We start from the raw sequence: 20,564 nt of genomic DNA, 5'->3' as shown, positions 1-20,564 counted from the left end.
TTCACATAATTTTGCCTCCCAAGGTGCAGAAAAGAGTAGCTGCCAATTCAGCTACTCTTTTTTGTCAATGTACTATTGATTAATTACCAGATACGTAAGCTTCCTTGAAGTTGTAGTTCAAACCAGCACCGTTGTAAACGATACCCTTGATGTCTGGACGTACAAGCCAAGCTTCAGTCTTGTAGTAAAGTGGTGCGATACCTTCTTCGCTAAGCAAGATCTTTTCTGCCTTTTCAAGATCATTCCAACGCTTAGTATTATCATCAGTAGTCTTAGAATCAGCGATCAACTTATCGTATTGAGCATTGCTCCACTTACCGTTGTTGTTAGCGTTCTTGCTAGTGAACAAGTCAACGAATGAAATTGGGTCGGCAAAGTCAGCTGACCAACCTGATACTACGATATCAAAGTTACCATTAGTTGAACGGTTCAAACGAGTCTTGAATGGAACGTTAGCTACTGAAACCTTCATGCCCTTCAAGTTTTCTTCTAATTGACTTTGAAGAGTTTCGGTAGTCTTTTGACCAGCGTCAGTATCATCTGAAAGGATGGTGAATGAAACGTTCTTAACGCCTAATTCCTTCAAAGCTTTTTGGTAAAGCTTCTTGGCATCAGCTGGGTTGTAAGAAGCACTTTCCTTATCGCCAACTACTGAAGCCCAATCCTTGCCATCGTGGTTAACAACGCCCTTAGCAGTCAAACTGTCAGCTGGAGTGTTGGCACCACCTAAAGCATTACCTAAAGCCTTTCTATTGATTGACATTGAGATAGCTTTACGCAAGTTTGCGTTTTGGAAAATCTTTCTCTTTTGGTTGAATTGAAGGTAGAATGTTGCAGCTGTGTCACGCAATGTGTAGCCTGCATTGTGCTTCAAGTTCTTAGTTTGTTGTGCATCTAAGATAGTTGCATCAAGCTTCTTTGATTGGTACAAATTGTAAGCAGTTGAAGGTGTCTTTTGAACACTGTAGTTAATTGCATCAAGCTTAACATTCTTCTTGTCCCAGTAATTCTTGTTCTTAACAAGCTTCCAAGAAAGGTTTGAACCTGTCCAACCCTTTTGTACGAATGGTCCGTTGAAAGCAGTAGTCTTGGATGAAGTACCATACTTAGAACCATTTGCTTCAACAACCTTTTGGTTTTGTGGGAAGAATAATGGGAAGCCCATTAACAACTTGAAGTAAGGAATACGCTTGTCCAAAGTTACGACTAACTTGTCATTGCCTTCAGCCTTAATACCCAAGCTGTTAACTGGTGCCTTACCAGCAGAAATCTTAGTTGCGTTGTGAATACCTTCGAAGAGGTAAGCATATTGTGAAGCAGTCTTTGGATTTACAGTTCTACGCCAAGAATATACGAAGTCCTTAGCAGTTAACTTATTACCATTGGACCACTTAGAAGGACGTAATGTGAAAGTCCAAGTCTTACCATCTTTAGAAACCTTAGTACTGGTTGCCAAAGCATTTTCAACTTTGCTCTTATTGCCCAAACGGTAAAGTCCTTCTTCAACGTTACCCAATTGGTTAAAACTAGTAACGTCAGTGGCTTTAGAAATATCCATAGTTGGAATTTCAGCTGAGTCCATCCAGTTGATGGTCTTCTTAGATGAACCTGACGAACTATTACTATTGCCACCGCAAGCCGCTAGAGTGGAGCCAGCGATAAGTACTGTTGCTCCTGCGGCAAATAATTTTGTAAACTTCATATTATTGCCCCTCTCATTTATGAGAAAATTAATAAATTTCTTAAGTTGTTTATAAGTATATCCGGTACTTATTAATTTTGCAAGCTTTTTCTAATAATAATTTTAACTTTAAGCAAAGAAATAAGCCTCAATGTTGCTACATCAAGGCTTATTAAATATTAAATTATTTTAAACACTCCATTCATCCATGAATTCTTTTACAAAAGTACGCATGTATTCTGTTCGCCGTTGAGCTTCTTTTTTAGCGGCTGGCGTATTCATCAAATCAGCTAACGAGAACAATTTTTCATAAAAATGATTAATCGTCGTTTCTTCATGATTACGATATTGATCATGACTAACTAGCTTCTCAGGTTTAATCTCAGGATCATAAATCTTGTTGCCATGCTTTCCGCCGTAGGTAAAAGCACGAGCAATTCCAATTGCGCCAAGACTCTCCAAGCGATCTGCATCTTGCACGTATTGCCCAGATAATGGCAAATGATAGTGATGCTCAATATTTGCTGAAAAAGACATATGTTGGATAGTAAATAAAATGTCCCATACTTCTAAGTCATTAAAGCCAACTTGAGGCAACAATTCTTTAATCTCTTCTACTACCTTTTCAGGGTTAGCACAGATTTTTTCATCAATTGTGTCATGCAAATAACCTGCACTTTTAATAATCGCTACCACACGACTATCTTCATGTGCTGACTCATGATCAGCTAGATACATCTTGCTGGCTAAATGAGCTACGCGTTCACCATGATAAAAATCATGGCCTGTTTTTTCATTTTTCAAGTGTTCCTTAGTAAATCGAATAACTGCCGCAATATCCATTATGCCATTGAGTCCCATGCTTCAACTGGGGTTGCTTCGCCTTCCCAGATTTTAACTAATTTATCTGGAACATATTGCTTCTTAACTACTACCTTGAAGAGATATTCGTTGAACCAGTCATCATCCATGACAAAGTAGCCCTTTTCACCAACTTTTGCACCCCATGAGTTTTCAATCTTCCATTGACGCGGCTTTCCATCAACTACATCAACACCGACTAGCGTCATGGCATGAGTTGAACCAGAAGCACCAGTTTGCAAGCGTTCCTTCTTGGATAATTTGGTTTCAATATTAAAAATAGTATCAGTTTGGTAAAGGCCTTTAGACAAGATACCCTTTTGACGATCACTGTCTTTGCCAACATCACAGCCAAACCAGATAGTTTCACCAGCTTCAAGTTGCTTAATTGCAGCCTCTTTTAAGTTGTCAATTTCAGTATTCAAAAATTGGACAGGAGTGCCGCCTTCAACATTATCCTCAAATGGCAAAGCATAAAGCTTATCAAATTCATGATCTGGCGCATTGAACAAAACAATATAATCATCAAGATCATCTGTAAAGTAATTATGGAAGAAATCAAGTGGAGTTAAATCACCATCAAAGTGGTACTTGCCATCGTCATCCTTGAATTCAAGATCAAATTTTTGAACAGGTTCACCAAAAGCAATGACAGCCATGCGGTAAACTTCGCTCAAGAATTCTTGACGCTTTGTTTCAATTTCATCGGTTTTATTTTCCTTAGCTAATTTACGCAAAATTAAGCCATCTTCACGCAGCTTCATGTTCAATGCACGGTTGAAGGCAGCGGTATTGTTTGCAGTAAAGCTTTCTTCTTGTGCGTAAGTTGGCACTAAACCATACTTGCGGATCAATGACACAGCCATTGCCCATTGACCACCATCAGCGTCAGGGCCCTGCATATAAGTGTGAACGGTTCTATCACCAAGCGGTTTATCTGCAGTATTTAAGATATTATCAAAGAAAATATTTGCTCTTTCCACTCTATCCCAGAAGAAGAGATAATTTTGAGAAAAAGTAAAATTCTTGGTGTTGTACTTCTTAGCAAATCCATGACGCAAAGTGTTTAATGCCGCAAACAACCAGCAGCGTCCAGATTGCTTTTGATCAGTTACATTATCAGTAGGAATTTCAATTGAAAAGGTCCGGTTTAATTTTCTAACGCCTTCATTGTTGAAACTAGCCTTTTGTACGCCGTTATTTACGACTGCGAGTTCCGCAACACGATTTTGAGGTTCTTTTTCATATTCTTGTTGGAATTTGGCAATTTCTGCCATTGTAAGTTCGTGTTTCATAGATTTTCCTTTCTCGATAAAATCATTCAATTCAGTTGCCATCATTTTAGCATTATTTTAGCTATGAAAAAAAGGACTTGTTTAGCCCTTCAATCAAAGCCGCTTCCCAGGTTTGAACTGGGGACCTCCTCCTTACCACGGCGGTGCTCTACCTATTGAGCTAAAGCGGCGTCTTTATTGTATCAAAAAAGACAAAGACATTCATTTCGAATATCTTTGTCCTTTAATTTTCCTAATCCAAGAGTTTGAAAACAGAAATAGTCTGAGATCATTAAAACTGTTAATCTAAGTTTATTCCTTGCTCTATTAGTCCTTTACAACGTCCTTGGTGTTCAACCATTGACTCTTGTTAATTCTAACAATCTTAGTGCTGTGAACTTTCTTAACTGCTTTAGCGGTGTAAGTTGAACCCATAGCAACTTTTTTGCTGGTTTTCTTAGCGTTCTTGTTATAAACAGTAACTTTTTGATTCTTAGTGTCTTTTACAACAACAAAGATCTTGTCACCCCCTCTTGATTGAAGGATTAGTTGGAGCAACTTCTGCAGTACCCAACTTTGGAGCAACGAATGATGTAGCTTGTACGGCATTGGCACCAACACCTAAAAGACTTAAACCGATTACCAAACTTGAAACAACCTTTAAAACTTTACTAGATTCTAACATTTTAATAACCTCTTTCTATCTTCTCGTTTTCCCTTTACACTTTTACTATAACACCAAAATCAAAAAGTAAACCACATTGCGATTGCTTTCACAGCTTTTCACAAAAAGCATATACTTTAGGGGTGTGCATTAGATCAATATTCGTTAATAGTATATGCATATATCTTATCACAGTTATTGTTGTAATTTATTTATTCATATAGTCATCATGTGAATTTGTGAATGCTATAAAGCGCTAATAATGCAATTTATATTCAAGAAATAAAATAACGATTTAATTAGTAAAAAATATTTTACCTGTTCTGCAAGCATTCCTAGCATAGCTATAATAAGTAAAAATTATATAGGTACAATAAATAATAAAAAATGAGATGCTCACGCATCCCATTTATACTATATTTATTTTAAGTAAAACAGTTAATTATTTGATAGTAACCAAAGTGTACTTTCTCTTACCCTTACGGATAATTACATACTTGCCATCAAATGCGCTTGAAGGATCAACATCAAAATCAACGCTTTGTTCACGATCACCGTTAACATAGATTGCACCGTTCTTGATATCTTCACGTGCTTGACGCTTTGAAGGTTCAATCTTGGTATCAACTAAGAAGTCCACCAAGTTCTTCTTTTCTGAACCGGCTTCTGCACTCGGAGCATTCTTCAAAGCTTGTTCGATTTGGGTTACTGACAAGTTCTTGATGTTGCCTGAGAACAAAGCATCAGTAATCATTTGTGCTTCTTTCAAACCAGCTTCACCATGAACGAACTTAGTTACTTCTTCAGCTAAACGTTTTTGAGCTGCTCTCTTCCAAGGTTCCTTTTCAGTCTTTTCAGACAAATCTTCGATTTCTTCACGACTAAGGAAAGTAAAGTACTTAAGGTATTTAACAACGTCACGGTCATCTTGGTTAATCCAGAATTGGTAGAATTCGTAAGGACTAGTCTTTTCAGGATCAAGCCATACGGCACCACCAGCTGACTTACCAAACTTAGTACCATCAGCCTTAAGCATCAATGGAATAGTCAAACCAAAGGCAGGACGATCTGCACCTTCAAGCTTATGGATAAGATCGATACCTGCAGTGATGTTGCCCCATTGATCGCTACCACCAATTTGAAGTTGAACGCCATCATCCTTGTTCAAGTGGTAGAAGTCGATTGCTTGCAAAATTTGGTAAGTAAATTCAGTAAATGAAATACCATTTTCAAGACGACTAGCAACAACGTCTTTGTTAATCATGTTGTTAACTTGGAAGAACTTACCGTAGTCACGCAAGAAGTCGATCAAGTTAAGCTTGCCAAGCCATTCAGCGTTGTTTCTAATTTCAAAGTTTTCAGTACCAAACAACTTCTTCATTTGGTTAGTCAAGCATTCTTCATTGTGCTTAACTTGGTCAGCAGTTTGCAAAGTACGTTCAGTCTTACGACCAGATGGGTCACCGATTGCACCAGTACCACCACCGATTAAAATTACTGGGTGGTAACCTGCCATTTGGAATCTCTTCAAGATCATGAATGGAATAAGGTGACCGATGTGAAGTGAATCACCAGTTGGGTCAGTACCACAGTAAAGAGCCAAGTCATCATGCTCTGCTAAGTACTTGCGTAAGCCTTCTTCATCAGTTTCTTGGTTAATGGCTCCACGCCACTTCAAGTCCTCTAAGATATCAAACTTTGCCATATATTTTCCTCCAATAAAAAACGTCCCCTGATCCGAAGATCAAGGGACGACTAAATTACATTATTAGCCGTGGTACCACCCACGTTTGCGCTATTGCGCCTTATTAAAGCCTGTAAAGGAGCAACCCTATTAAGTACTTCGCTAAAACCGACCTGTCTAGCTCACACCACCCGCTAGTTCTCTGAACGCTGAGCCGATTCGCTACTCATTCGTTAGTTATGATATTAACGAGAAAAATCGCTTTAGTCAACCGCTATTTTAAGAAAACTGTTTTAATTGCGGACCATGGGCCTTCTTCTCTACCGTTTAAAGCTTGCAATTTTACTTCATAGCTTCTATTTCTGGTAATGCCTGTAATTGCATTAGAAACTTGATCAGTCACTTCGTAATACCACTTGCTTGTACCCTTTTGACGGTAAGCAACACGGTAGCTTTGTGCACTATCAATTTTCTTCCAAGCTACATGAATGTTGTGGTAAGTATTATCTGCTTTAGCAATAGTTAAATCAACTGCACCCGGGGTTGCATCTGAAGGAGCATAGTAAGTGTGCTCTACGACTTTACTCCAAGCACCAAAATAATTATCAGTTTCTGGAACACCATAGCGAATGTAATCGGGGTTGCTTACACCGCGAGCCACGAAATCATAGGTTTTACCATTAACTAACTTTTTACCAATTTGAACTGGAATTTTATGGCCATTTCTTTCTATATAGCGTGTTTCAGGAGCAGTACTTACTTCTGTGGTATTGCTGCTAGAAGTAAAGGAAGCAGCCTTTGAACCTTTCTCACGCCATGCAAGTTCGTAAGTCTTAGCATGAAATGCATCCCTCAATGTAGCAATCACGCCATCCTTGGTATCCTTCAAAGATTCAATTTCAGTATCTGCCGGCACCATACGTGTATCAGGAACAGCTGTCAATTGGAAGTTATAAAGTCCACGAGTATTTACGCTAAATACATAAGTACCTTTAGCCAAGTACCAACTTTGACTGGCAGTCTTATTGCCATTAACTTTGAAATCCTCTGGATAAAGCATACTGCCACCACCAACAGAATTATCTTTATCAAACATGATTACGTCCATCTTGCTAAAGATGTTGCCTTTTCCAAGCTGATAAATTGGATTATTGGTCATCTTCATCGTAACCATTTGTGGTGAATCAATAGTAAAGCTGTAGTAGTCGATACTATCGTAATTGTACATCTCACCCATGGCCTTAATCTTTTGACCGATTTCAATCTTTCTAGCCTTAAGGCTGCTGTTATCATTATTCTTCTTTGTTTCAACGTAGGTTTCTAGACCCTTACGAATTTTAGTTAAACGAGTATAAGCAGTCTTTACATTAGCATTCTTTGAACTAGTCAAATAGTATGTACCCTTACGCAAATAATATGTATTCTTCTTTTTGCAATAAGGGATACATGTCCATTCCATGCTATTTTTCAAAGTAACATCGCCATTTGTAACTAATCTACCAGCTGCAGGCAAATGCAACTTGTAAATTTTACCCTTAGTTACATGGTTAAGCTTATTAATTTTAAAAGCAGTGGTATTTTTTGGATTATATGTTCCTGCTTGAACGGTTGTTGCGGAAAGTCCAAGAAGTGCAGCACTTGCTAGTGCCATTGTCATTATCTTTTTCATCTTAATCACCTTTAAAACGTTTTTTCTTAGCTACTATTTTACCATTAGACACAAAAAAGGCCGAACTTCGCGTTCGGCCTTTCGTTTAATTATTCAACTTGTAGAATCCCTTAGCCTTCAAGCCATAAGCTTGACCAGCAGTCATATCATATTGAACCATTTCGTAATCATTCAAAATTGATTGTTGTTCTGAAGTCAATTTCTTAGGATCAACGAAGTGTCCCTTTTGATCAACTAATTGGAAGCCTTTATCACCATTAAAGTTAATAGTGATTGCAGGAAGCTTCTTGTGTACTTCAGTAAGTAATGCTTGGTAAGGAGTTACCTTAGAGTTAGTTTGTTCAAGCATCATTGCAGTGAAGTCACTAGTGTCGACGTAGTTAGTGTTGTGAGGCAACTTCTCCTTAGCACCATGTTCTCTTGCATACTTGTTTGAGTAAATGAAGTAGCGAGTAGCGTGCATTTGAACAGGATATTTAGCAGTGTAGTTTTGTGACAAGATACTTGGGTAGTGGTCACCGTAGAAGACAATAGTGATTGGCTTCTTGATCTTATCAATTTGACCAATGAACTTCTTAACAGCCTTATCAGTGTATTGAACACCCTTCATGTAAGTTGCCATTTGTTCACGAACAGCGGCAGTGTTAAAGAGTTCACCTGATACCTTACCCATGTATTCGTTGTTTGGATACCAATTGTTGTAAGGCATGTGGTTTTGAATAGAAATTAAGTTGATGAATTGACCACCCTTCATGCTGTTGATTTGCTTCAAACCATTTGCATAAGTAGTGAAGTCAGAGTTGTAACTACTCTTGCCTAATTTCTTCTGGTCAATAATCTTGTACTTAGAACCAAGGTAAACAAACTTATTGAACTTAAATCTCTTGTAGTCTTCTACTCTTGAGTAGTAAGTACCAATAAATGGGTGAACAGCAGACTTGTAATTGAAGTCCATGCCAAGAGTTGGGTAGAAGTCATATTTGGGCACAATTTGAACATATGGAGTCAAAGTTGACTTGAACATACCCATGTTAAATCCTGTCAAAGTTTCCCATTCCATGTTGGCAGTACCACCACCGTAACCTGCACTAAGCATGCTACCGTAAGTAGATCTGTCCTTCATTGATTGAATAAACCTAACTGGGTTTGGAACCTTAGGATCAATCTTAACTGTTGGGAAAGTATATGGATCAACGAAACTTTCACTCAAGTTATAGACAATAGTTTGATCCTTTAAAGTATTCTTTCTAGTCTTGTTAATTTCATCAGCGATCTTGCCGTACTTTTCATTCAAGTGATCAATCGTAGCCTTGGAGTAATTAGATGGCTTATTCATAATCTGTAAATCGAAGTAGTTCAAGAAGTTTAAGACAGGACCGTTAATTTGGATATCACGTTCAGGGTTTCTGAATGATTGCTTGTTATCAAAACCATGATTAATGTAGTAAATAATTCCGCCATCATGGTTGAAGCGAGCTGGTGTCATAAACAAAAGCAAACTAAGCAATGCCCAGATACCACGGCGCTTCAATGAACCTTTCTTCTTAATTGGGAACTTGATTTCAAGGAAGATTGTCAAAGCAATTACAATTACCAAAGCAACGGCAATCATAATTACCTTTTGTTGACCAACCATTGGAAGCAAAGTCTTCCAGTTAACAATTTCATCAAGTTCAGTTGGATAAATAGGTTCACCACGAAGGTTAAGCTTGGTCTTGTTGGCAATAGCCCAACCAATAGTAATTACACTGACCAAAATGGTTGAGGTCCAGTAACGAGTCGTGATGAAGTAGAAAATTGCAAACATGGCATCCAAGAAAATGGCTGTCAAAATAATTGCAAAGAATCTAGTTCCGAGCAAGAAAATTACGGCATTGATATCAGTAGCCGTGGTGATTTGAATTCTTAAGTTGTCTGATTCAATTAAGAATGAAACAAAACTCAGAATATAGAACCAGCCCCAAGTAAGAAGTCTTACTCGATTTTCAACTACCCAAGCTGTAAAGTTCTTCCAACCATATTCAAGAACTTCAGCTAAATTGTCATGATTATTGAAGAACTCAACTGTCTTCTTAATCGGCTTTATTCTAAATAAAAAGCGGTTATATAAATAATTCAACGCAAGAGCTGCGATCATCATAATGACGATCATCAAAAACTTGTTGAAACCAGCGCTGTTAGTAAAGCGGAATGAGCTTGCGAAGTCACCAGTAATTGGTGCATCCATAAAGATAATTACTGGAATAAAGAAATGCATATCCTTAGCGCTATAGCTAACGATTACTTTTCTAAAGATTAAGAATGCTGCCAAAACCATTAAGAATAAGAATGGTGAAGCAGGATTGCTTAAAAACTTAGGAGTCCAAGAGTTAACGCTACTACGACCAGACAAACGTTGATACCAGTAAACACCGTTAAATCCTGGAACACCAATAAACATTACAAAGAATGAAAATACTCCAGCGGCAATTGACCAGCCGAATACTTTCTTAGGGATCTTAACGTTGGCTAAGAACATCCCCCAAGCAAAGTACAAAATAAGGTAAGCGCCGTAAATAGAGTAATTGAAGTACATCGTACCAGCACTAGTGGCAAAGCCAACTAATGTCAATGCACTAAGAAGCAATAAGTTCTGCTTAGTAGTAATTCGATGCTGCAACTCATATAAATATGGTTGAGCCCAAATACTAAAAATCAATCCAGCCAGCAATACTGAAGTACTTGTCAAAACTGGGAAGAATACGCCCCAAAGCTTCCACATGTTAAAGCTACCTGGTCGCTTAAAGAAGTTAACCAAGTATAAAAGTACTAGTGTTACGACCGCAATGATCCAGAATCTATAGGCCTCAGTTGGTCGAATCTTCTTTTTGCTATATACAGCCCCAAAGACCATTGGCACAAGCACTAACGTTGCCTTGTCCAACATCCCTGGAACAAATCTCATTAAGGTACTCAATGGCATTCTGCCAAAGGTTTTACCCCATGAATACATTTGCACTAGCATTAAAAATGCAGCCAAAATTATACAAATAATTTGACCGACACTTAGTGATTTCTTTTTATTAATCTCACTCATTTTCCTAGTCTATGTCCTTACTAAAATTTTTGTTATTACTTGCTCTTAATTTTCAACTTCTTCTTAATCGAATACAAGATATCAACTTTTTTGCCATGACCGGTAAAGAAATCTATGATATCATGCCAGAATTTGAAAATCATGATCAAAGTAATCACCAAAAAGACAATTCCTGCCTGTTGGTTATGCCAAAAAGCATAAACACTGAATAAAAGCATAAACACAATTGGCGGAATCGTCAAGTTTTGCATGATTGCAGTTAACACAAGAGCAACCAGCAAAGTTGCAAAACCAATTCTCCAATTATAAAAGACCGCCACCTGAACAGCAACGGCAACGCCTTTACCACCCTTAAAGTGATCCCAAATTGGAAAACAGTGGCCTAAAATCAGGCCTAACCCAGCATATGCAATATTGATATGTGCTGGGAAAGCAAAATATACGATAAACAGGGCAATTAAACTTTTTAGCAAATCGCCTAAACAAGTTAAAATACCCCATTTCTTTCCAAAAACGGCCCCCATGTTAGCCGTTCCTGGATTATGCGAACCATATTCTGTAGGATTTATTTTCAAAAAGATTTTACCAACAACCATCGCTGTCAAAAAATTGCCAAAAACATAGCCAATCAGCGTCGCCCAAACTCGCTCCATTAATTATCCCCTTCTCCAGTGTAATCATAGATATGATAATGCTGCGTCTTACCGCTCTCAAAACTAAAGCCGTTAGCCTCATTTTGTTCATTTTGGAAAGTCTCGTTATTCTGAACAACTTCTTTTTCTAAGCCCAACTCTGACCGAACTAAATACGAAATTCGTTGTAATTCGCTGGTTGGCTGAATCTGATAAGCTGCGTCTTTAATTTCTGCACTATAACCATGAAGATAATCACTAGATGAGCTATTAGCACAATTACGATAATTCATTGCAATCTGCTGCAGGGCACTAAATGGCAAATTAGTTCTAACGTTGCTTGAAACCGTAGTCAGGATTGAATCTAAATTCGATAGCGAACTAATTGAGACAGCCTTTTTAATTAAAGTCACAATGACCTGTCGCTGTCTTTCTTGCCTGCCGTAATCGCCCTTAGGATCGTCGTAGCGCATTCTTGAATAAGCCAGTGCTCCGGCACCACCCATATGGGTTAATTTGCCTTTTTCAAAAACATAGCCGCCATATTCAAAACTAAGCGTTGGCCTTATATTAATACCGCCAACATAGCGAATCATCTTCATGATTCCGCCCATGTTCACCACGGCATAATATTTAATCGGCACATTGATCAATTCGGAAACCGAATCCATTGCCATCCTCGCTCCACCTATTTCATAGGCAGCGTTGATTTTTTCGGTGCGGAAGGTTTCACTACCAACCATCTGTGCCATCGTATCACGCGGGATAGAAACCAGCGTGTAGTGCTTTTTAGCAGGGTTAACTACAGCTAAAATCATGGTATCGGTTCGTCCACGCTTCTCCGTTCGATTAAGAGCACCAGTATCAGTCCCCATCAATAAAACGGCAAAACGTTTTTTCCCATTAAATTCACCTGTAGTTTTCACTGCAGTATGTGGATCATAGGTTTTGTCAACGGCATTCTTTGCTTTGAAGTAAACAGAAGCAAAATAAGCCGCAATCGCAACTACTGCCACTAAAGCAACTATCCCCGTGACCCACGCCCAAATATGTCGTTTTTTATATCTATGATTCTGCACTCGAGTCTCGGTCGGGTGATTTCTATACTCTTTTTTACTTTTCTTCATAAATCATACCTATATGTAAATTCACATGAGTGTATTATAACAAAAAAAGCAAATCATCGCTGACTTGCTTCCTACATCTTATTAAAATCGTTACTTATTTTACTTCAATGTCAAGGTAATCTCAAAATTGCAGCTGCTTTCAGCCTCCAATTCAATTTTATCTGTAAAAGCAGTAACTTTGCCATCTTCTGCAGTTAATTTAAAATCAGTCGAAACAATATCAATTCCATGTTCTTCATTAATCAAACTAATTTTATTAACGCTGCTTTGACTTTGCCAAGTATTTGGCAATATAAAGCCTAATGAAAATGGTAATTCCTTATGTGATGAATTTTTTAGATAAAATGATATTTTTAATTGATTGCCCTTCAAAGCATAAGTTGTCATCACTTCAAAATGATACGGAAAACTCTTATAGCTTTCCGGAGTATCAATTAAAGTCAAACTGACTCGAGTATCACCTTTATCTACGACAGTCCAGGGCAGTTTGCTGGCCCAGTTATTGCCTTGATCAAGCACTGGAAAAGCAATTGCCATACCCTCTTCAGTCCCATTTTCGCCGAGATAATCATAATTATCATTAATAGATACAAGATGGACCATTTCGGCCCCATTCTCATCGACAGAGACTTGTAAGAGAGAATTATCAATTGTTTGCATATTTTTCTCCCCACTTTAATTCCATTGACAAAAATAGCACTTAACAGGGGCGACTGTCAATTTTTAACACATCGCGTAAGTGTCAATATTTTTGCGGTAGGCTATTAGCCATTAGTCTGACCTTAATTTCTTAAATATTTATTTGATTTATTTTTCTGCTAAAATCGTTTAAATAGCTATGTCCTGCTGTTAAGCTTTCAATGGCGCCGTGATGAATGCCCAGATGAGCTTCATGCGTCTTTCTTAGGCTGGCACGAACTGCACCTTTCAATTCTTCCTGATCAACAATATCGAGCTGCCCACCTGCAAATTCACTGCTAAGCCAGTATTCCAGCTCTTTGTTTTTAATGCAAGTCAGCACACGCAGAATTCCTTCGGCACCATCTTCTGACCAGTATTTTCCTTGCCCTTTGACGCGATAAGTATACTTGCGGTGATTGCTCTCACAGCAGCCAATTGCCTTAATTACTGACAAATGACGCATTTTGAATGGCTTAATATCCACCCAGCGACGATGAAGATAGCTGCGCAGGCGCCTTAAATTCTCATGATTTTCTGGCGTATTCAGCTCATCAATCAGATTGCTTTCAATCGTGTCTAAAATCACGTCAGTCAAGTGACGGTCATATTTAAACTCAACTGCACTGATCAATTTGCCTTGCATGGCCGGCATGAAGCTTAGACGATCTTTAATCTTTTTGTTCAAGTGAAAGACATCCAAGAAGTGTTCGTGCTGCCGGCAATAGCCAACTATTTCATCAAAGTCTTTCTTGGCATAGCCAGCACCGCCATCGGCATTACTGATGATTAAAGTATCGCTTAAGTCATAGGTATTGGCTAAATAAGCTTTAATTTCTTGCAAAGCATCCAAGCGGCTTAAAGAAACAAACTCTTTGGCCTGTACTCTCTTTCTGCGTGTCTTGCTTAAATTAATAATATCCTCGCAGACTTGATAGCGATGAAATTCCAGTCGCTTCTTGGTGCCCTTGATCACAACGCCATCGCCTTCAAGATAAAGCACTGGCACCTTTTTCTTTTGAGCAATACCATCGTATCTTTCCTCAGACTGCTGCTGTGCTTTAATCTGTTTGCCTGCTTGCACAATCAGCTTGCCAACTTGACTATGGCTAATATTGAAACAGGAGAGAGTATTAACAGCTAAAGCAGTATTGCGGTAAGTTGCCACGGCGCTAACCTGCAAAATATCCTTCACTGCCAAAACACTGTAACGCTTATATTTGTCATAGCCCATCAGCTTATCCAGTGGATATTTAGCCTTTTTGCCAGGACAAGCATATCTTCTGCGCCAATAGCTGATTTCACCAAAGGCAGTCACAACTGAACGCTTATTTTTCTTCTCGATCTGATAGCCTTGCTTTTTAGTCTCTTCAACTAGACCAGCATCAACTTCTTCTAGTGCTGCTGTCATCAATTCTCTAATCAGATCAAAGAAATAGCACATTAATGCCTTTTCACGGGCAATAACATTATTTTCAGACTTAATAATTTTTACGATATCAGCTATAATAGATTCCATAAAAGACCAGCTTCTAATGTGTTTTTTTCGTTAACATCAGACTACTGGTCTTTTTGCTTGAGCTCAAGTCCAATTTCAAAGGATTTGAGCTTTTTTAATTAATTATTCAACTTACCGCAAAAAATTATACACTTAGCACATCGCTGCTGTTTCAATTGCTACTGTTAAACCAGTTACCATATTGTCTAAGCTCATTGAAGGATAACGTCCATTCTTAGCTTGGCTTGGCAAATATGGAATGTGAATAAATCCGGCTTTTAAATTAGGATAATCGTGATGAATTAGATATTGAATTTCGTAAAAAAGATGGTTGCAGACATATGTGCCTGCAGAATTGGAAACTTGTGCAGGCAAGCCGGCATGACGAATCGCGGTGACCATCTTCTTAATTGGCAATTGCGTAAAGTAGCCATCTAATCCATCTGCTTGAATTTTGCCCTCTTTAGGACCCTTGCCAGAATTATCGGGAGTTGAGCCCGCTTGAAAATTAATTGCGATTCTCTCAGGCGTAATAGCACTGCGCCCTCCTGCTTGGCCTACATTAATTACCATTTCAGGATTTTCTTTTTCAATCGCCTTTTTTACCACTTCCGCACTTTGATAAAAAATAGTAGGAACTTCTAATTTAATAATCTGATTGCCTGCTATTTTATCAGGTAATCTTTTTACAGCTTCAATTGCAGGATTAATCTTTTCTCCACCAAAAGGATCAAAACCAGTTACTAATATTTTCATGTTGTTCCTCTTTTCTTAGAAAAAATGGCAAAATATCTTTATTTATAATATAATAAACCTGTTCCAAAAAATTATGAAATCAAATGTTTTAAAATAGTTTTTGGGGCAAGTTGATAAAATAGAGCATCCCTTCCGGGGTGCTTTTTTTGCATAAAAATCGCAAAATAAAAAGGAGCTTCTTGCGAAGTTCCTTTTTTGTGTGAATAACCATTAATTAAATTAGTCGTCCAACTTTTCCTTGTTAACAACATCCAAGTTTTCGTCGAATGTGTAAACAACTGGTTCACCAGTCTTCATTTCGAGGTTCATGATGTCGTCGTCAGAAATGTTTTCGATGTACTTAGTCAAAGCACGAAGTGAGTTACCGTGAGCTGCGATAATTACGTTCTTGCCGTCAAGTAAGTCTGGAGCAATGTGATCTTCCCAGAATGGCATTACACGGTCAAGACATACATGTAAGTTTTCTGTCTTAGGAACGATGTGTGGGTCCAAGTTTGCGTAACGACGGTCATGTGCTTGACTGAATTCATTGTCATCATCAATAGCTGGTGGCAATACATCGTATGAACGACGCCAAATGTGAACTTGTTCATCGCCGTACTTTTCAGCAGTCTTCTTCTTGTTCAAACCTTGAAGAGCACCGTAGTGACGTTCGTTAAGTCTCCAAGTCTTCATTTCTGGAATCCAGAGTTGACCACTTTCTTCCAATGCGAAGTGCAAAGTCTTGATGGCACGAGTTAATAATGAAGTGTAAGCTTGATCAAATTCAAGACCGTGTTCCTTGATTAAACGACCAGCCTTCTTAGCTTCTTCAACACCTTTTTCTGAAAGGTTAACATCAACCCAACCAGTAAATTGGTTTGAAAGGTTCCATTCACTTTGTCCGTGACGGATTAAAACTAATTTTGACATGAAATATCTCCTTTTAAAATTGAATGTTTCATCCATATTTTACACATTTCACAGTTTTTTTCATAGAGAAATGAGTAAAAAACATCTTTTTTTGATGTTCACTTTTTATTATCTACCTTTTTGTGTTACTTTTAAGTAAAAATATTCAAAAAGAAGTGTAAAAATGAGATTTAAAAACAAAAAATTACTTTTAGTCTTAGTTGCCTTACTAGCATTATGTTTATCTGCGTGTTCGCAAAAAAGCACTAAATCTGGCGACAATTTGCCAAGTGCTAAAACCATTTTAACTAAAGCACAAAAGGCAAATTACAATTCGATGCATGCCACTTGGTATGAAAAAAGCAATGGCAAAACTTTACAAAAGGCCGCAGTTCAATATACATCTAAGCCTACAATCGTTTATGCCAATGTTTCTGCAACCTCTAATCACTATAAAATGTGGGTTGAAGGGAAAAATAGCTACATTCAAATGAAAGGTACCAACAGCGATCACTGGTTCAAGACGACTGCTAAGGCTGGCACCTACTCATCATTTATCCAAAGTTTAAATGGCAACTTGCTAATTCCATTTATTCCTTTGCACAAACAATTCAAAGTAAAAAGAAACGGCAACAACTATGCCCTTATTTATAAAGGAAACAACAAAAAAGTTTGGAACGCAATCGTCTCTGACGCTGCAGTTACTACTTTAATCGGTATCGACATTGATGATGTAAAGCCAATCAACACCGAGATCCAAGTTGATGTTGATAAAAATTACAACGTCAACGATGTAAAAATTGCCTCTAGCTACAAGGATGATGGTCAAAAGAAGACTTTGACTATGAATGTTGATCAAATTGATCAGATTAAGAAATTATCTATTCCTAGCACAGTTAAAAAGAACTCCGTTGATTTAGGAAAAATTGGCAAAAAATAAGAAGAATTTAATCATGAAATTAAAAAAAGCAATTATCGGTATATCATTAGCTACTGTCTTTTTTACTCAGTGGCTGCAGTCAAAAAGAAAAGGAGGCTGACCCAGTTGTAAACAAAACTCAGGTAGTTCAAAAAATTAAAAAGGGCTTCAAGAGCGGTCAAGTTATTCAGTCAGTCACTCTTGGCACTGATACCTCTAATCAATCAGCTATCGCCAACACCACATTCGGTGGAGATTCAACCGTCTACCATATTACTAATGAGACCTCTAGCAAGGGCAAAACTCGTTCTAGCGAAGAATGGGTTAATATGAACAACGTTTATATCAATGGCCGCGATACTTGGTATGAACTACACCGGCACTGAAGTGCCGGGTTTCTGGGAACACTGAGTAGTGTTTAGGATCTTACATTGAACTAGTCAAATACCTAACTCACAGAACTCAGCTTGTTACCATGGCCAGTCCCTGACCACTTAGCTTTTTACTTTCTTTATGCAAGATATTAACTGCCGCATTAATATCTCGATCATGCTTGGTTTGACACTTAGGGCAAATCCATTCACGAATCTCTAATGGCTTAGCGCCACTATTATAGCCGCATTTTGAACAAATTCTGGAAGTGTTCTTGGGATCAACTGCAATTAGTTTCTTGCCATACCATTCGCATTTGTATTCTAGCATTTGTCTAAACATCCGCCATGAAGCATTTGCAATCGATTTAGCTAAGTGATGATTTTTCTGAAGATTCTTGGTTTTCAAATCTTCAATCGCAATTACATCATATTGCTTAACTAAATGCGTAGTTAGTTTATGCAGATAATCTCTGCGCTGATTAGCTATTTTTGCTTGGTATCTGGCTTTTGAATTTTGCGCTTTTTGCCAATTAGCAAAGCTTTCTAAGCTTCTAGGACAAAGCACCTTTTTATTACTGTCTTGCAAAGCTAATAATTTAGCTAAATGTCTGCGACGAGCATATTTTCTTTGCCAGACTTTGGCTTTCTTTTCAAAATAAGAACTGTCAAAACTAGGATATTTTAGCCCATTAGACAGAATTGCTAAATCAGCCACGCCAACATCAATCCCAACCTGTTTGCCAGTTAAGCTGTACTTCTCTGGTTCAGGTATTTCAGCTTGTAGAGACAAATAATACTTGCCCGTTGGTTCAAGTACGACCGTATAACGCTTAATCTTAGTGTTTTGCAAAACTCCATTCTTGCTGGTTTTGACATAGCCTAATTTAGGAATCTTCAAGTACCTTTTACCTGCAGTTTTTATGATTGACTTGCCTGTATAAGACTTTTTCAGATACTTGCGTGAATGAAAACGAGGCTTGCCAATTTGACCAGTTTTATCTTGAAAGAAGTTCTTCCAAGATTGAGTTAGAAATTCATTAACTACCTGCAAGCTTGAAGAATCGCTGGTTTTCAAAAAAGGATATTCTTTTTTAAGCGGCTTAAGCAGATAATTCAGCTTGAACTTGCCTAAAAAAGGCAAAGCTTTATTATTCTGATAGCGCTCATTCATCATGGCCAGCATTTGATTCCAAACAAAACGATCATTGCCAAACATCTGCTCAAGCTGGTTTTGTTGTGTTCTATTAGGATAGAGTCTTAATTTGATCCCTTTTAGCACATTTGTTCCCTCCTTTCTTTTTAAGATTATATCAAACATATGTTTAAGAAAGAAGGGGGGAACAAGCAAAAAAACAAAAGAAAAAAGCCGGATTCATCACGGGATTAAAATCCCGTGTTTTCTCTGGCAATTAATCAATAAAAATACCTACACTTTAACCGCTAAAACAATTGATAAAGCTTTAATGAAAAAAGCAGCTGAACCTATCTTTGACACCACTCCACAAAGTACGGGACAAGCTAAAGTGTTCAAGCAAATTCAAAAGTTAGGCAAATACAAATCAATGACTGTTAAAGCAGTAGTGAAGAACAATAAACTAGCTACCTTCAACGTCTTCGTTAACATGAAGCTTGGTAAAATGATGACAGTCAAGGTCGGTCAAAGTTACGGTAACTTTGGCAGCCACGACTTCTTGAAGGTTCCAACTAATGCTACGAACGCCAAGAATTTACCAACTACTGACAACAACAAGAAAAAGAAATAGGTATTTTAAATGAAATTAGGAATTATTGGCAGCGGCATGATTGTTCATGACTTTTTAACTACCGCTGATCAAATTAAAAACTTAGAATTAACCGCAATTTTTTCAACTAAGCGTAGCGCAGGCATCGCGCAGGAATTGGCACAAAAATATGGCATCCCTCAAAGCTATACTGACAATGAAGAATTAATGTCAGATAGCAACGTTGATACTGTCTATATTGGTGTACCTAACTCTTTGCACTATTCACTAGCTAAGCTCGCACTTGAACATGGCAAAAATGTCATCTGCGAAAAGCCATTTGTATTGAGTACAGATGAAGCAGAAGAATTAAAGCGATTGGCCGATAAAAAAGATTTAATTATCGTTGAAGCCATCACCAATGTCTACTTGGAAAACTACAAGAAGATCAAGGAAGAATTAAACAAGATTGCTCCGATTCATATCGTTTCTTTGAATTACACGCAATACTCGAGCCGTTATGACGCCTTCCTTGAAGGTAAGATCGCTCCCGTTTTTGATCCGAAAAAAGATGGTGGTGCATTGATGGATTTGAACATTTACAATATCCACCTTGCTGCGGGACTGTTCGGGTTGCCTGACAAGGTAAAGTACTATGCCAACATGCAAAAAGGCATTGATACATCGGGCATCCTGCATCTTTCCTATCCTGATAAACAAGTAACTTTAATTGGTTCAAAAGACAGTTATGTAACGCCACGTTCGTTCATTGAAGGTGAAAAAGGCAGCATTTATTTTGACGGTTCAACCGGTACGCTTGATAATTTCACTGTCGAGATGCGTGGACAAAAACCGAAGCGTTACAACTTGAATAAATATTCACATCGTATGGCGAGTGAGTTCACTGCATTTGCCGAGATGATCAATCAACATGATATTCGAAGAGCTGATGAAGCGTTTGTTAATACTTTAGAAACGATGAAAATTTTAACTGCAGCTAAAAATTCAGTTGAATAATGTGAAAGCCATCTTGCTTGAAGGTGGCTTTTTTGTGTTTTC

Annotated in this window: 15 protein-coding genes, 1 tRNA gene and 3 pseudogenes; 4 read left to right on the top strand and 15 right to left on the bottom strand. The window is 37.9% G+C overall.

Translation table 11 applies throughout. The features are described 5' to 3' along the window. Positions 1-79 precede the first annotated feature (79 nt). The 14 genes and pseudogenes from AADV52_RS09495 to AADV52_RS09430 form a co-directional block, all read right to left on the bottom strand. Complete coding sequence (locus AADV52_RS09495; protein ID WP_003625555.1) at positions 80-1,702, bottom strand: peptide ABC transporter substrate-binding protein; 1,623 nt, start codon at positions 1,700-1,702, stop codon at positions 80-82. A gap of 168 nt (positions 1,703-1,870) precedes the next feature. Further along, positions 1,871-2,524 carry an HD domain-containing protein gene (locus AADV52_RS09490; protein WP_014918153.1) on the bottom strand — a complete coding sequence of 218 codons (654 nt, stop codon included), beginning with the start codon at positions 2,522-2,524 and terminating at the stop codon, positions 1,871-1,873. Further along, on the bottom strand, positions 2,524-3,837 hold the full coding sequence (locus AADV52_RS09485) for a C1 family peptidase (RefSeq protein ID WP_014918152.1): 1,314 nt from the start codon (positions 3,835-3,837) through the stop codon (positions 2,524-2,526). Before AADV52_RS09485 ends, AADV52_RS09490 begins: the two co-directional genes overlap by 1 nt. A 97-nt stretch (positions 3,838-3,934) precedes the next feature. Then, a tRNA-Thr gene (locus AADV52_RS09480) sits at positions 3,935-4,007 on the bottom strand. A 136-nt stretch (positions 4,008-4,143) separates the two neighbouring features. Next, a pseudogene (locus AADV52_RS09475) lies at positions 4,144-4,501 on the bottom strand (hypothetical protein). 421 nt (positions 4,502-4,922) lie between these two features. Continuing rightward, on the bottom strand, positions 4,923-6,185 hold the full coding sequence (gene tyrS / locus AADV52_RS09470) for a tyrosine--tRNA ligase (protein ID WP_014918151.1): 1,263 nt from the start codon (positions 6,183-6,185) through the stop codon (positions 4,923-4,925). A gap of 253 nt (positions 6,186-6,438) precedes the next feature. Continuing rightward, positions 6,439-7,833, bottom strand: a complete 1,395-nt coding sequence (locus AADV52_RS09465; RefSeq protein ID WP_014918150.1) for a fibronectin type III domain-containing protein — start codon at positions 7,831-7,833, stop codon at positions 6,439-6,441. 85 nt (positions 7,834-7,918) lie between these two features. Then, entirely contained in the window at positions 7,919-10,909 is a 2,991-nt protein-coding gene (locus AADV52_RS09460; protein WP_014918149.1) for an LTA synthase family protein, read from the bottom strand. 35 nt (positions 10,910-10,944) lie between these two features. Then, the gene (locus AADV52_RS09455) at positions 10,945-11,562 is read right to left on the bottom strand and encodes a glycerol-3-phosphate acyltransferase (RefSeq protein WP_014918148.1); all 618 of its coding nucleotides are present in this window, start codon (positions 11,560-11,562) and stop codon (positions 10,945-10,947) included. Further along, positions 11,562-12,668 carry an LCP family protein gene (locus AADV52_RS09450; RefSeq protein ID WP_041808622.1) on the bottom strand — a complete coding sequence of 369 codons (1,107 nt, stop codon included), beginning with the start codon at positions 12,666-12,668 and terminating at the stop codon, positions 11,562-11,564. The genes AADV52_RS09455 and AADV52_RS09450 overlap by 1 nt, the downstream gene beginning before the upstream one ends. A gap of 99 nt (positions 12,669-12,767) precedes the next feature. Further along, positions 12,768-13,328, bottom strand: a complete 561-nt coding sequence (locus AADV52_RS09445) for an aldose 1-epimerase (protein ID WP_014918146.1) — start codon at positions 13,326-13,328, stop codon at positions 12,768-12,770. A gap of 130 nt (positions 13,329-13,458) precedes the next feature. Further along, complete coding sequence (locus AADV52_RS09440) at positions 13,459-14,865, bottom strand: ISLre2 family transposase (protein ID WP_126096221.1); 1,407 nt, start codon at positions 14,863-14,865, stop codon at positions 13,459-13,461. A 132-nt stretch (positions 14,866-14,997) separates the two neighbouring features. Continuing rightward, positions 14,998-15,600, bottom strand: coding sequence for a pyroglutamyl-peptidase I (pcp, locus tag AADV52_RS09435; RefSeq protein ID WP_014918144.1), 603 nt, complete (start codon positions 15,598-15,600; stop codon positions 14,998-15,000). 219 nt (positions 15,601-15,819) lie between these two features. Beyond that, positions 15,820-16,512, bottom strand: coding sequence for a 2,3-diphosphoglycerate-dependent phosphoglycerate mutase (locus tag AADV52_RS09430; protein ID WP_014918143.1), 693 nt, complete (start codon positions 16,510-16,512; stop codon positions 15,820-15,822). A 163-nt stretch (positions 16,513-16,675) separates the two neighbouring features. On the opposite strand from AADV52_RS09430, the gene AADV52_RS09425 reads away from it, so the two are divergent. Further along, a complete protein-coding gene (locus AADV52_RS09425; protein WP_014918142.1) occupies positions 16,676-17,431 on the top strand; it encodes a DUF6612 family protein in 756 nt (251 codons plus the stop codon). A gap of 13 nt (positions 17,432-17,444) precedes the next feature. Continuing rightward, positions 17,445-17,781, top strand: a pseudogene (locus AADV52_RS09420) (hypothetical protein); the annotation flags it as partial. A gap of 91 nt (positions 17,782-17,872) precedes the next feature. Here the strand turns inward: AADV52_RS09420 and AADV52_RS09415 are convergent. Then, entirely contained in the window at positions 17,873-19,132 is a 1,260-nt protein-coding gene (locus tag AADV52_RS09415; RefSeq protein WP_126096220.1) for an RNA-guided endonuclease TnpB family protein, read from the bottom strand. A gap of 76 nt (positions 19,133-19,208) precedes the next feature. On the opposite strand from AADV52_RS09415, the pseudogene AADV52_RS09410 reads away from it, so the two are divergent. Both AADV52_RS09410 and AADV52_RS09405 read left to right on the top strand, forming a co-directional pair. Beyond that, a pseudogene (locus AADV52_RS09410) lies at positions 19,209-19,547 on the top strand (hypothetical protein); the annotation flags it as partial. Between the two features lie 9 nt (positions 19,548-19,556). Continuing rightward, positions 19,557-20,522, top strand: a complete 966-nt coding sequence (locus AADV52_RS09405) for a Gfo/Idh/MocA family protein (RefSeq protein WP_014918138.1) — start codon at positions 19,557-19,559, stop codon at positions 20,520-20,522. Positions 20,523-20,564: the final 42 nt, after the last annotated feature.

The sequence above is a fragment of the Lactobacillus helveticus genome (assembly GCF_046109915.1).
Classification (GTDB): Bacteria; Bacillota; Bacilli; order Lactobacillales; family Lactobacillaceae; genus Lactobacillus; species Lactobacillus helveticus.
Note: the sequence above shows the minus strand (reverse complement) of the source record. Positions and strands in the feature narration are given on the sequence as shown.